Genomic DNA, 14,725 nt, shown 5'->3' on the forward strand with positions numbered 1-14,725 from the left:
TTTAGTCATTATGGGAATATGTTGTTTCCCTATGATATCTTGGGCACAAGTTTTTCTTTCTGGTCGAATCGTAGATAAAAAGACAAATGAACCTGTTGTAGGAGCTTCTGTATATATACGAAAAAATCAGGTTGGAGATAATGCAAATGATAATGGGTTATACAGAATAAAATTACCTCAAAACGGAACGTATCTTGTAGAGGTTTCTTTTATCGGATACAAAACAATAAAACAGTCTGTTACTGTAAATAGAAATACAACTAAAAATTTCTTTTTGGAAGAAAGTACAGAAGTGTTGAATGAGGTCGTGGTAAAAGCATCCTCACAGCAGGCAGAAATAAATCATATACGTAAAAGTCCTATGGCTGTAACGGTTGTTGATGGAGCAAAATTAAGAGGTCGTTCAACTGGAATTGAAGAAGTACTTACTCGTACTTCTGGAATCAAAGTTAGAAAATCCGGAGGTTTGGGTAGCTCTTCTAAAATGTCCATACATGGTCTGGAAGGAAAAAGAGTAGCTATTTATATAGATGGTTTTCCTTTAAATAGCCCCGATGGTTCATTTGATATAAACGACATACCTATTGATGCCATTAAATATATTGAGATATATAAAGGAATAGTTCCTGCTGAATATGGCAGTGATGGTCTGGGAGGAGCGATTAATGTTGTTACAAGAGAGGACGAGTGTGACTTGGTAGGCTTTACTCAGGAGTTTGCTTCATTTGGTACTTCCAAAACGTTAGTCAGTGTAAAAAAAATGTTTGAAAAACCAGGGATTCAAATTGGAGGAGGTTTTTTTCATAATAAATCGGATAATAATTATAAAATGACTTATCCTGTTTTTGAAACAAATTTACCTTCAAGTGCCTACCAAGAAGTAATAAGAAATAATGATTATTATAGGTCCACAATGTATAATGTAGGTTTAACATTTACAAAATTCTGGTTTGATAAGATTGAATTAGAATGTGCTTTTTATAACAATAAAAAGGGAATTCAGGCCTTAGATTTTGATTCACGTTTTTCTCATACACATGGGACAAACATTATGCCTACTTTAACTTTAGAGAAGAAGAATTTCTTATTTAAAAACCTTGAATTCAAGTCAGGTCTAGTAACTCCAATCATTCATACGCATTTGGTTGATACCGCTAGAACAAAACGGCAATGGGATGGAACCATAACAAATACAATGGGAGAAACTGATGATAATTTATTAAACTATTCAGATGACAAACAATTTGAAATCAGACATAAATTGAATTTAAAATACAAGTTAAAGCAACATACCTTTAATCTTAACAATCAATTCACATATTCAAGGTATAGACCTAAGGATGATTATACAGCAGAATATGTTGGTTTTGACCCTAGTGGTTTTCCCAGTAATATGAAGGGAAATACTTTGGGGTTAGCACATGAGTATTCTTCACGTAATAACAAACTTCAAAACTCTTTAATGTTCAGTCTATACTATTTAAATTCTGGAATATATAGAACAAGTGATAAAATTGTAGATGAATCTGAAAGTGTTAAGAAAGAACCGAAAAAAACAAAAATAAACAATTTTTACTATGGAATAAGTGAAGGAATCAGTTATGAATTTTTCAAAGGGGTGAGAGGTAAATTTTCCTTATCACATAACGTGAGGCTTCCTGATACGGAAGAATTGTTTGGAGACGGAGTGACAGTAAAGCCTTCAGTTGATTTAAATCCCGAAATAAGTAATAATATAAATTTAGGGTTAATCATGGATAAAAGTAATTTTATGGGGTTAAGTCGTTTTCAGTTAGAGACAAATTTATATTATATGTATATAACAGATATGATAAGTTTATTTCCTGCTGATATACGAATGATTTATACGAATTTGGGTAAGACTCAGATCATGGGGGGAGATTTTGATTTAAAAATAGATGTGACTCCACAGCTTTATAGTTATTTTAACTTAACCTATCAAGATATTCGGGATAAGCTAAAATGGACTACTAATGACCAAAGTGTGAAAAACCCGACTTATGATAAACAGGTACCCAATATTCCTCGTTTTTATTTTAACTATGGTTTAGAGTATCATACAGAGGGATTACTTGGGAAACATGAAATATCTAGAATCTATATAGACGCATCTTACGTTCATGATTTTGATTGGAGTTGGCAAATGAGTAACTTACCAGAACAGCGAAAGAAATGGTTAATTCCTCGTAGTCATCTTTTTACGGCAGGATTCCAGCAATCTATTTGGAAAAATAAAGTATCATTAGGGTTTGAAGTTGAAAATATATTCAACAAGGAGAGCTATATGGAATTTAAAAAGCCTTTACAAGGTCGTACTTTTAAAATTAAATTACGATTTAATTGGTTTGGTGATGAATCTTCAGGGGGAGCGATGAGTTTGTAATATTATAAATAATTATTTTAACTAAAAAAAAATAAAAAAAATGAAAAATCAATGGTTTTTATTGTCGCTATTAGCGACCTTTTTAAGTTTTATTTCATGTAGTAAAGATGATCCGTTTCCAACAGATGAAGAAGACGATATGAGTTTTGTTCATAGTGTCACGGTGGGTGATAATGCTTATGTTAGTCTATTTAAAGATTTAAATGTAGAACAGACAAGTACACAAAATTCTTTGGTCTTTGCAAAAGAATCTTTTCTTTTTACTTATGGGGGTAACATTTATGTCTTAGAATCGATGAATGCCCGTTTATATAAGTACAGAGTCGAGAATGGTTTGCTAATTCAAGAAAAAGAAACGATGATTCTCCCTTCCGGTTCTCTTCCTGCATTCCTTACATTTGATTCAGAAGAAAAAGCTTATATATCATGCGTAGGATTGGGAAAATTGTATATAATAAATCCTACGACAATGCAAAAAACAGGTGAAATAGATTTATCTGAATATGCAATTGGGAAAGAAAGTGGTGATAAAAATCCTGAACCTGGTGCTTCGGTTATTAGAGATGGTATTTTATATGTAGGATTAGCTCAAGATAAGTCCCAGTTTAACCCTAATACTGGAGCTTATGTACTTTTGATTGATACAAAGACAGACAAGCCTATTAAAATGATATCTGATAATAGAGCTACAATGGCAACCGCTTATGAGTATTCAGGTGATCCTTTCATTGATGAAAAAGGCGATCTTTATATTTATTGTGTAGGAGGCTTCGGATATTTTGCAAACTGTACAGAAGGTTTCTTGCGTATAAAGAAAGGAGAAACAGACTTTGATCAGTCATACTATTTCCCAATAGAAACAATTAGTATACCGGACATAAAGGGTAATAAAGCAAATTATATTTATAGCAAAACATATACAGGAAATGGTAAGCTATATGGATATTTCAATGTTCCGGGATATGTTAGTAATCCACCTGATTATGTAAATGACAAATCAATGCAAACATTTGAAATAGATGTTTATAATAAAACTGTCAAAAAAATGAACTTTGACGGAACTACGGGTTGGTCATGTAGTCAATGTAAAGCAGGAGACTATATGGTGTTCGGGATGGCTTCTACTCAAGGAACAGGTTATTATCTTTACAACTATAAAGAAGATAAGTATGAACCTTTAAAGATAAAAACAGAAGGTAATCCCTTCAAAATTCAATATTTAAAATAAATAAAGACTGCCGGAAGCTAAAAGATTCCGGCAGCTTTTTAATTTTTATGGAATGAACAATCGTAATTATGACTGTATAATCATTATAAGTGTAATCTCAGGTTTATTTATCACAACCTGCGACTATCTAGTACAGATGAAAACTGTTGAAACAGATTATTTTGTTTCAAGACTACTTTCTTTAGAAGAAACTATTTTAAATTTATCATCTTTTGGATGTATTTTTACTTTTCCTTTTTGGATATTAGGGACATACTTCATATACACAACAATGTGTAAAGTTAATAAAAAGCTTGCGCTTATTAATACATTCTGTATATCTTATTCTTTATTGATGTTGGGGTTTTATCATTACAGCTATGCCATAATATATAGTATTGGTACATCAAAAATGATAATGCAAACAAATATAGATTGGCAATTATTAACAGGATCTAATATACCTTTTTTCCCCTTTATGTTTATTCTACTTCCAGTGACCTGGCTGATTGTTGGATTTAGTAACTTTTCATCCAAAGCTATAGTTCCTCGATGGTCTATAGTTGTGAACCCTGTTATACTAACAATTATTTTATCTATTGTCACTTGGATAATTCCCAAGACCGAATGCTTACTACCAGGCATTTTTAGTTTGGGGATCACTCTGTATTATATAATTTGTTGGATAAGCTTAAAAAAAGATAGAAATTTATGTCTAAAAAGAAAGTTTTAGTAATTGGTGGCACAGGGATTGCGGGACAATTTATTACAGATTACTTGCTACATTATCATGATATTTGTGAATTATTTATAGCATCAAGAGGTATTCATAAGATATCAGAGAAGAAAGTAAAGTTCATAAAAATGGACATACATGATACCCAAAATATAGAATCTGTTATTAAACAATTTGATATTATAATTTTGGCACTTGGTCCTTTTTCATGTGTAGGAACAGATATTTATACAATTTGTTTAAGAAATCACGTAATATGTGTTGATATTAATGATGACTATGGACATAGTGGACGTGTACTAGAAATAAAAAATGAGAACATAACAAATTTTCGGGGAACAATTTTTACAGGAATGGGATTATGTCCAGGGTTGACAACTTTCATGCTAGAATATGCTGCAGAACAATTAAAAAAAACTGTTTTAGAAGCCGAATTGAGAATCTATTTTGGAGCAGGTGTTGTTTCTGGAACAGCTTCAATAATCAATATGTTTGAGGGTTTTAAAGATGACCTGATGCTCCTTTCAGAAAGGGAAATCCGAAGAATAAAACCAACTAAATATCATTCAGATAGAACTTTTACTTTTGATCGTTTTCATTCCAATATGCCATTAATATTCTTTTCTAGTCCTGAAATAAGGACTATACAACGAGCTAGTCGATTTGAAGAACTACAAAATTTTGATTGTGCTTTTCATCTGCAAAATCTTCCTATGGGCATAGTTCCCTTACTAAGAAAGAGCTCTTTTATTAGAAAATTGATTTGTAAAATGGTCAATAAACAACAGGGGCAATTGGAGAAAAATGAGAAAAACGAGAAATCTGTGATAGTATGTACTTATGTAAGAAATCAAAATTCTATTGTAAAATGTTTATTGCACTCAGATTCCTCATTTAGATTAACAGGAGTATTTTGTGCGGTAATTGTGCTCTCGATAATAAAAGGATGTATACCAATTATGCCTGGCATCTTTACTTTTGAAGACATAAATATCAATCTGCACATGTTAAACGAAATATTAAAAAACAACAACATAAATATATCTATAGAGGAATAGTATTATGGTTTATAATAAATATATAGGAATAATAGGTGGAACTGGAACAATTGGTTCTATTATAGTTAAATATTTATTACAACTACAAACTCACTTCCATGTTTTAATTGGTGGTAGGAGATCCATAAAAGAAATATCTATGTCTACATTTTATAATAGTGAGCGACTTAAGTATAACCAAATGAACTATAACAATGATGTAGAATTGGATAATTTTTGTTCTCAATGTTTGTTGGTTATTAATGCTGTTGGACCTTCATTTAAAATAAATGACAAGATTGCCTTACATGCATTAAGAAATAATTGCCACTACATCGATATAGGAGGATATGGCATTTTGCGTGATTTATTAAAACCATATGAAAAAAGCATTGAAGCTCAGAAACTTTGCTTTATTATAGGTGTTGGTTGGATGCCTGGTATTTCAGGCGTATTTTCTAAAACTATTATAGAGACTCATTTAAACAGCCCAGAAAATACTAATTTTAATATCTATTATGGTGCTGTTGATAATTGGTCATATAGTTCAACTTATGATCTGGCAGCATCATCTATGGGAAAAACACGTTCCTATGTTTATTCTCATGGAAAGGAAATACAGGTGTCTCCTTTTCGATATACACATCACAAATTTTTTCCTTTCATTGGACATAAAAAAATATGTATGCCATCATTTGACGAACAATTAACTCAATTGGCTACTTCTTTAAAACAAATAAGAAAGATATCAACATTCATTATGCTAAATGACTATATCTCAATGGGGAAGTTTATGTTTATAAAGATCTTTTATAAACATAATTTAAATAAAGCAACACTTATGTTGCAAGATGATTATCAACGTCTCGTTAAGAAAGAGAATAAGTGGGGAAGTGTAATTTGTCAAGTTTCTAAAATAGAGCCAGAAAGAAAGATAGATACCTTTTACTATTTATATACAAAAAATAATTTATTATATACTGCATTACCTGCTGTTATTACTACTCAATACATTTTAGAAGGTAAAACAAAAATAGGATTAAATTGTCTTTGTGACTCTTTGAATTGCCAATCTTTTATGTCGGATTTAGACTTTTACGGAATAAAATATTCATATTATGAACATAAAAATTAAAAAGAAAATTCTTGTGTGTATGTTGTGGTTATGTGCCATAGCATGTTTCACTGGTTTTCCCTGGATATTTTTCTCATGGGATGTAATTCACTCTTACATGGGAATCCATGATATACCATCAGACTTGACAATTGTCTTGTTTCGAGAAGAATGTTTGTTCTTCGGTTTTTTCTGTATTTATTTTCTCTTTCTTAGAAATATCGAAAAATATAAAGGACTTATTAGCTTCTGTTCTTTCTTAGTCGCATTTATGGGTGGTTTTATGTACTTGCTAAAACTTCAAACAGGGATTGTACATATATCATCAGATTATGAACCTTTTATTTGGCTTATAATTGGAAGTTTCATATTTTATTTAAATCATAGTATTAATGGTATAGCACCAAAGAAACAAAAACTTCCCGTTTTAAGTTGTTTATTCCAAGTGCAGGCAGGAGTATTGCTATTGAACATTGTAAATATTTTAGTCCCCGAACAGACTTGGGAAATAATGTTCAATATTTCTTATTCTACAGTTTCACCTTATGATAAATATACATTTGGAATGATAAGTGGTTTTACTGCTTTCTCTTCTATTATTATATATTATATCAGTAATAGGATTCTTTTTTTTATGAATTTATCTAAAGCGATTCTCATTTTCTCTTTTCTTTATTTCTTAGGTTTCTTTGTGTGGGGAAACTTTAGTGAGTTGTATAAACCTCTATTTATTTTATATGTAGTATTAGTTGAGATTTTAAATATTGTAGGAATTAATTATATATTTAAAAGGAGGATATATGAGAAATAAAGAAGGGCTAGTCGATGATTTGATAACATCAATTCCAGGAGAATGGAAATTTGATGAACAAGTATCACAACATTTCGACACTCATGTAAGAAAAAGTGTCCCATTGTACGAGGAAGTACAAAAGGCTGTTATCGAAATAAGTGAATGGTTTATTAGAGACAATAGTGTTGTATATGATTTAGGTTCCTCTACAGGAGAAACCATTTCTCTTTTATTACAAAAGCATTCAAGAAAAAAGAATGTGAGATTCATCGGAGTCGAAGAAAGTTTACCAATGATAGAGATTGCAAGAAAAAAATGTAGTAGCGAATTAGTTCAATTTCTACAACAACATATAGAGGAAATAAATGAATTTGCTAATATAGATTTAGTTTTATCATTGTATACGTTACAGTTTTTACCTTTATGGAAAAGAAAAAAAGTCTTACAACGGATATATAATGGATTAGTAGAAGGTGGAGCTTTTATATTTGTAGAGAAAATAAGGGCGGAAAATTCACTGTTTGAGGATATATGGAATGACTTGTATTGGGATTTTAAGCAAGAAAATGGTTTGAATGAACAACAAGTTATAAAAAAGGCTCAAAGTTTGAGAGGCGTTTTGATTCCATTGAGTCTTACAGAGAATTTGAGTCTACTATCTGATGTCGGTTTTCAATGTATGGATACTTTTATTAAATGGCACAATTTTGCAGGAATTATAGCTGTAAAAATGCCTTCGAAAAATGATATAGAAGAAAATACTTATTTAAATACAGATAAAAATAATAAAATACAGCAATGAATACAAAGTTGATAATTCACATAGTAATTAGTTTGATCTCATTAAGTGGATTAATTGTTTATTATTACGCATTTCTACTAGGTTACAAAAAACATAATTCTCAATTAAAAAAACAATCAAAGCTTCCGGAAAAGTTATATTTTATGAGCACTTATCCAGCACTCATATGGTATGTATTACCCTTTATAGAGCAACCAAGGATGCATGGAATATATGACTGGTTAAATGGCGAATTTGTTTTTTTTAATGTTTTGTATATTCCAGTTTCTTTTCTGTTGTTTGTATATTTCTTTGGCATTTGGGGTAAAAAGTCTGTTTCTCAAAATATTGAAGCTACTAAAAGTGCATTTTATGCCCCAAGTAAATTGTTAACAGAAGGAATATATGCAAGAGTTCAACATCCAATGATCATAGGGGATATATTAGGACATTTTTCTTTGGTGTTATTAACAGGTGGAATCTACACTTGCATTTTATTCCCTATATATGTATTTATAGATCTCTTTATGATAAAAATACAGGTTAAGTATTCTTTAGAACCATATTATAAATCAGAACTTATAGTTTATAGAAAGAAAACCCCTGTTCTCCTTGATCAAAAACTATTATTTATAGTTTTATTTATGGCATTGTTGGTTATTTGTAATTTTTTAAATTATACAAAAATAATATGATTTATTTTAGCTGGGTCACCCAAATTATTTTGGCCATAATTTCATTTCTTTGGTTGATTCCTTATTATATAGCATTTAAGGTTGGGAATCGTAAATATATGTCTAAAACACTAGATTTATCTTGCAATAATAGATATACATTAATGTATTATTCGGGCTTTTTTATATCTATTCTTTGGTATATTATGCCCTTCTTAAATCAACCTCGCTTCAAACTAAACATTTTTTCTTTGTTTGACATAAAAGTAATACTGTTGGAAAATGTTCTTTACAATATTATCCTTATTGCATTAATTGGATATTTTATGTCTGTTTGGGGTACTAAAGTGGTAAATTGTAATCTGCAAGCAACCAAAGATAGGTTTTTGCATCCTTCAAAGTTAATAACGGAAGGTCCCTATAAAAAAGTGAGAAATCCGATGATAATGGGAGATCTATTTTGTCATTTAAGTTTTATTCTTCTGCTTGGAGCCATACATACATTATGTTTATATATAATTTATATATGTATTAATCTTGTAATTGTATATATAGAAAATAAATATTCATTATGTATACATTTCAAGAAAGAATATGAAGAATATGCTAAAAAAACTCCAGCTTATATGAATCAGGAATTATGGCTGTTTGCTATTTTTTACTTGGTAATTATTGTGACAAATATTTGTCTAACTACGACAATATATATTTAAATAAATAATGAAGAAAAAAGAAGGATTATCTAGGTTACTGGAAATTGCGGGAGAAAAAAAAAGTTTATTGCTTTTCTCCGGGTTATTTTCCGCTATAAGTGCATTATGTATACTTATACCATTTTGGTCTATATATGAAATATTAAAGGAATTGCTTGTTCATGCTTCTGATTTATCTACGATAGATTCTGAGCTAATGATCAGTTGGGGGTGGCTTGCTTTTATTGCTTTGATTGTGGGTGTACTATTTTTGTATGCGGGATTAATGTTATCTCACATAGCCGCCTTTCGTATTTTATATGGGTTAAAAATAAAACTTTCAGAGCATATAGGTCAGTTGTCTTTGGGATATTTAAATTCGACATCTATCGGTTGTATAAAGAAAATCATGGAACAAAATGTCGAAAAAATAGAGCATTTTATAGCTCACACTATTCCCGATTTGGTGAATGTGTTTGCAACCATAACTTTTATGTTTATTATCTTTTTTTCTTTAAATGGTTGGATGGCATTCACCGCTCTATTATGCATACTTTTAAGTATAGGAATGCAATTTTCTAATTTTGTAGGGAAAAGAGCTACTGCACTTACGAAAATCTATTTTGATGTCCAAGAACGTATGAGTGCTTCAGCTGTTCAATATGTGAGAGGTATGCCAATTATAAAGATATTTGGACAAAGTATACGTTCTTTTCGGCAGTTCAATGCCGAAATCGAAGCGTATAAAACATTTGCTTTAAAATGCTGTAATAACTATCAAAATGGTATAATTGCATTTATTATTCTGTTGAATTCAATAGTCACGTTTATTCTTCCTGTAGGAATATTAATAATGACCTCTGATCCTAAAAACATCTCATTAGCTGCAATTTATCTTTTTTTCATCGTGATGGGGCCCGGAGTAGCTTCCCCTGTATATAAACTCGCATTTTTAGCTTCAGGAACTGTAGAAATTAATGAAGGAGTAAAACGTATAGACAAAATATTTGAGGAAAAAAAACTATGTGAACCAGTTGTTCCTCAAATACCTCAGACGTATGATATTGAATTCAGAAATGTAAGTTTTGCTTACGAAGATAGAGAAAATATGACAAAGACAGAAGCGCTGAAGGATATCTCTTTTATCGCTCGACAAGGTGAAGTAACAGCTCTGGTTGGACCTTCTGGGTCAGGGAAGTCAACAATAGCCAATCTCATTCCTCGCTTTTGGGATGTTTCCTCTGGAGAGATTTTAATAGGGGGAATAAACATAAAAAATATTTCCTCACCCCAATTATTGGAGATCGTGTCTTTTGTATTCCAAGATACGTTTCTTTTCAATGATACCATATATGCCAATATTACAGCAGGAAATACTCAAGCTAGTTTATCGGATGTTATACAAGCTGCTCAAGCTGCCCAATGTGATGATTTTATTCGAAGTCTTCCTAAAGGATATGATACGATTGTCGGAGAGAGAGGCGTTTTTCTTTCTGGAGGAGAGGCACAACGAATTTGTATAGCTAGGGCTATTTTACGAAATTCTCCTATTTTAGTATTAGATGAAGCAACAGCTTTTGCTGACCCAGAAAATGAATATAAAATACAACAGGCCTTACAAAAGTTAATAAAAGGTAAAACTGTTATTATCATAGCTCATAGATTGTCTTCTATCACCTCTGCTCATCAAATTCTTGTTTTTAAGGAAGGATGTTTAGTTCAAAAAGGAAGACATGACGAACTTCATGTTACTACAGGCATATATAAAAATATGTGGAATGCTTATATAAATGCACATAACTGGAAGTTAAATCTAAAAAAATGAAATAATATGATTACAAAGGCTATAAAACATATTACTATAGGACAAACCAAACGTTTATACAAGCCTGTGGGGTATACAATGCTTGCAAACTTTATAAATATAGTTCCCTTTTGTCTTTCAATAGAAGTTATAAATACCCTTTTTAAAGCTTTTGATGGAACTGGAACTCCTCTAAACATATCTAAATTATGGGGGCTGATTGTGATAATGTTTGTATACATAATTTTTATGATTTTTGGAGAAAAGAAATCCTATAATGCAAATTTCCGGGAAGCATACAATATTAGTGCAGAAGGTCGTATTGCTTTAGCCGAACATTTACGCAAGTTGTCATTAGGTTTTCTTTATAAAAAAGATTCTGGAGAATTATCTTCCATGTTAATAACTGATTTTGCTATGACAGAACAAGGGATGTCGCACCATCTTCCTCAATTGCTTGGTGCACTGGTCATGCCTATTTTTGCTTTTTTAGGTTTATTGTTCGTAGATTGGCAGATGTCTATTGCTATGTTTTTATCCCTTCCTATTTCTTTTTTAATACTTATTTTCACTTCTAGTATTCAAAAGAAACTAGGGCAAACTCAAATTCTGGCTAAAATACGTGCCAGTAGCAGAATGGAAGAATATTTACAAGGTATACGTGTTATCAAAGCATATAATATGACTGGAATAAAGTTCATCCGTTTACAGGAAGCATTTAATGATCTCAAACGTGCGAATATCAAAACAGAAGCTCTGATTGGACCTATTGTCATGTTGTCTGTAACCCTTCTTCGTATGGGACTTACTTTGATGATATTATGTGGTACATACCTTTTAATTGGAGGAAAACTTTCTGTTGCTATTTTTGTGATGTTCCTTATCGTTGGCTCCAGAGTTTTTGACCCACTAACATTAGCACTAATCAATCTTGCAGAATTCCGTTATTATTCTATTGCAGGTGAACGTATTTTGAATTTACTAAATGAACCAGAAATGTCAGGAACACAAGATGCTCCGGAACAAGGAGATATTATATTTAGAAATGTATCTTTTGGGTATAATGATAAATATATCCTACATGATATAAGTGTTACAATGAAACAAGGTTCTTTAACTGCTATAGTTGGGCCTTCTGGAAGTGGAAAAAGTACATTGATGAAACTTTGCGCTCGGTTTTATGATCCTGATAAAGGTGTAATATTATTAGGTAACAAAAATATACGAGAGATTGATCCTGAGAAACTTATGCAACGCATTTCAATGGTATTTCAGGACGTATATTTATTTCAGGATACCATAAAGAATAATATTCGATTTGGTAAAGAGAATGCTACAGATAATGAGATAATAGAGGCGGCTAAAAAAGCTCAATGTCATGATTTTATAATACATTTACCTCAAGGATATGATACAATGATAGGTGAAGGTGGATGTACCTTATCTGGAGGAGAAAAACAGAGAATCTCAATTGCACGTGCTATATTAAAAGATGCTCCTGTAATTTTATTAGATGAAGCAACAGCTTCTTTAGATCCAGAAAATGAAGTGGAAATACAGTATGCAATCAATTCTTTAATACAAGGTAGAACTGTTATAGTTATAGCGCATAAACTAAAAACAATAAGTGATGCTGATAAAATTATTGTTTTAGATGGTGGAAATATTATAGAACAAGGGACACATGAACAATTATTAAAAGATGAGGGATTATATGCTCATTTATGGGATATTCAAGAAAAATCCTGTAATTGGAAAGTAAATGTATAGAGATGGCATAAGGAAAATCAAAGCCGACTCCGGAGCTTTTTGGGGGGAGGCGGTTTGGCGGCGTTTCCGCCGTTAAACCGTCCTGTTTTCGTTTAACGAAAAGACAACTTGTTGTTTGCAGGAGCAGACCACGTTTATCCAATAATTATTGTGTATCAGCCCATTGTATGGCTATTCTCCTGTGATTTTCGGGGCATTTCCATCAAATATTTGCCGACAGCTCTCCCCATTAAAGGGTGGATATCTCTCCATAATTATGTGACTTACGCTCATAATTCAGGAATAAGGAGACGAATATACGGGAAATCTGTCCTTTATATACCCTATTGTCCATTAATGGATTGTTACTTTCACACATCTACAAATGGAGAGTGGCAGTGAGTCGTATATGCTTCATGGTTTTTCTGCATTATCTCCATTAATGCGTACATTTGTTTATATTCAAATGAGAGCATTTGCTACAACGTACAAATAAATTATATCATTGTTGCTTTTTTGTTATCCATTCTAATAAAGTAAGAATTAATTCGCTTATTTATAATGTGATAATGTGTTTAGTAGGTTAGTCTACCACTAGGATAAAGCCAGACGGGAGCATTCTCTATTGGTAGTCTGTGTCATATTTTCGATTCATTTCAAAACAGCTGGAGTGATAGCTTGTGGGTGATAGCATGAATGGGATATTTTGGAACGATTCGACAATTTTAGCTCTATCTGACAATGATACGGTTGATAATAGTTTCTGTATTCCTATTTTTATCTCCATTCAGATTGTTCTTTGTGACGTCAAGGAGGCAAACTGCACCATTAAGAAGATTGCATATTTATTGTGTGAAGTATTCATAAAACCAAAAATATTCACATAATAAGGACCAGTATATAGGGTGTTTAATGCGGTTTACGACATTAAGTGGAATACCACTGTCTATCATAATATTTTTTCGTAAAGGTTCATCACTAATAGCAGCCTTTACTTGCTCTACACTGTATATACTGCTCGTAGCTATATGATACCAGGTTTGTCGAATGATTCTTAAACGTTCATGCTCCAATGCTAAATCCTCAATGGTATTGGATAGTTCAATCTGACGCTGGGAGGACTTGACTATTTTCGATATGCCAATAGTTCCATTTTTATTGTATATAATTAAATCGTTTATATTAGGAATAAAAAATAATGGGACAATCAATTTATTTCCTCTATGCTCATTACAGCATAAATGCATTTTAGAAGGATATAATTTTTTCTCCTTGTCTTCATCAATGAAAAGACTACCATCGCATGACAATACTAGGTTTTCATAAGCGCAAAAATGAGGATATGGTGGTCCGCTGCGCCATTTTCGTCTTGTACCGTTTAGATGTTTGTAAACGACATTTTGTTTAAAATTCTTATTAAGCCGTTTATAATAATTAATCTTCTTAAAATCTATCTTGTTTTGTTTGGTTACAGAGTTATGAGGCATCACATGTTCTAAGGAAATGTGTTGATTTACTTCCATATGCCTCATGCAATAACAGCAGAATCCATTCTGTTCCCTGTAAAGCAATTTCTCCATTTCATGATTTCTCTTAAATGAAGCATAAGTGCAATTTACATATTGTCCATCTTGTTCACTCCACGCTTCACATAGGAAACGATTTACAATTTGGTGACCTTTACGCCGCCTTCCTTTATTATGCTTATCAATCCAAAACATATATCTAATGATG

The 14,725-nt window shown here is 31.6% G+C and carries 12 protein-coding genes; 11 read left to right on the forward strand and 1 reads right to left on the reverse strand.

The features are described 5' to 3' along the window. The first annotated feature begins 10 nt into the window (after window positions 1–10). The 11 genes from ACESQI_RS15990 to ACESQI_RS16040 all read left to right on the forward strand — a co-directional run bounded on the left by ACESQI_RS15990 (window position 11) and on the right by ACESQI_RS16040 (window position 13,012). Complete coding sequence (locus ACESQI_RS15990) at window positions 11–2,404, forward strand: TonB-dependent receptor (protein WP_004312213.1); 2,394 nt, start codon at window positions 11–13, stop codon at window positions 2,402–2,404. A gap of 40 nt (window positions 2,405–2,444) precedes the next feature. Continuing rightward, window positions 2,445–3,632, forward strand: coding sequence for a YncE family protein (locus tag ACESQI_RS15995; RefSeq protein WP_004292650.1), 1,188 nt, complete (start codon window positions 2,445–2,447; stop codon window positions 3,630–3,632). Between the two features lie 52 nt (window positions 3,633–3,684). Further along, the gene (locus ACESQI_RS16000; RefSeq protein WP_008778686.1) at window positions 3,685–4,344 is read left to right on the forward strand and encodes a DUF6796 family protein; all 660 of its coding nucleotides are present in this window, start codon (window positions 3,685–3,687) and stop codon (window positions 4,342–4,344) included. Continuing rightward, window positions 4,323–5,405, forward strand: coding sequence for a saccharopine dehydrogenase NADP-binding domain-containing protein (locus ACESQI_RS16005; protein WP_004292655.1), 1,083 nt, complete (start codon window positions 4,323–4,325; stop codon window positions 5,403–5,405). Before ACESQI_RS16000 ends, ACESQI_RS16005 begins: the two co-directional genes overlap by 22 nt. Window positions 5,406–5,409: 4 nt before the next feature. Then, window positions 5,410–6,519 carry a saccharopine dehydrogenase NADP-binding domain-containing protein gene (locus ACESQI_RS16010; RefSeq protein ID WP_004292658.1) on the forward strand — a complete coding sequence of 370 codons (1,110 nt, stop codon included), beginning with the start codon at window positions 5,410–5,412 and terminating at the stop codon, window positions 6,517–6,519. Further along, window positions 6,503–7,309, forward strand: coding sequence for a hypothetical protein (locus ACESQI_RS16015; protein ID WP_004292659.1), 807 nt, complete (start codon window positions 6,503–6,505; stop codon window positions 7,307–7,309). The genes ACESQI_RS16010 and ACESQI_RS16015 overlap by 17 nt, the downstream gene beginning before the upstream one ends. After that, window positions 7,299–8,093, forward strand: a complete 795-nt coding sequence (locus ACESQI_RS16020; RefSeq protein WP_005942640.1) for a methyltransferase domain-containing protein — start codon at window positions 7,299–7,301, stop codon at window positions 8,091–8,093. Before ACESQI_RS16015 ends, ACESQI_RS16020 begins: the two co-directional genes overlap by 11 nt. Next, window positions 8,090–8,767: a methyltransferase gene (locus ACESQI_RS16025; protein ID WP_004292663.1), complete on the forward strand. Its 678-nt coding sequence runs from the start codon at window positions 8,090–8,092 to the stop codon at window positions 8,765–8,767. Before ACESQI_RS16020 ends, ACESQI_RS16025 begins: the two co-directional genes overlap by 4 nt. Window positions 8,768–8,952: 185 nt before the next feature. Next, a complete protein-coding gene (locus ACESQI_RS16030) occupies window positions 8,953–9,459 on the forward strand; it encodes an isoprenylcysteine carboxylmethyltransferase family protein (protein ID WP_227035123.1) in 507 nt (168 codons plus the stop codon). Window positions 9,460–9,466: 7 nt separating this feature from the next. Then, complete coding sequence (locus ACESQI_RS16035; RefSeq protein WP_004292668.1) at window positions 9,467–11,263, forward strand: ABC transporter ATP-binding protein; 1,797 nt, start codon at window positions 9,467–9,469, stop codon at window positions 11,261–11,263. Between the two features lie 6 nt (window positions 11,264–11,269). Further along, window positions 11,270–13,012: an ABC transporter ATP-binding protein gene (locus ACESQI_RS16040; protein ID WP_004312237.1), complete on the forward strand. Its 1,743-nt coding sequence runs from the start codon at window positions 11,270–11,272 to the stop codon at window positions 13,010–13,012. Between the two features lie 824 nt (window positions 13,013–13,836). On the opposite strand, the gene ACESQI_RS16045 is transcribed toward ACESQI_RS16040, so the two are convergent. Next, window positions 13,837–14,712 carry a hypothetical protein gene (locus ACESQI_RS16045; RefSeq protein WP_005942644.1) on the reverse strand — a complete coding sequence of 292 codons (876 nt, stop codon included), beginning with the start codon at window positions 14,710–14,712 and terminating at the stop codon, window positions 13,837–13,839. Window positions 14,713–14,725: the final 13 nt, after the last annotated feature.

The sequence above is a fragment of the Bacteroides sp. HPS0048 genome (assembly GCF_964240755.1).
In the GTDB taxonomy this organism is placed as follows: Bacteria; Bacteroidota; Bacteroidia; order Bacteroidales; family Bacteroidaceae; genus Bacteroides; species Bacteroides nordii.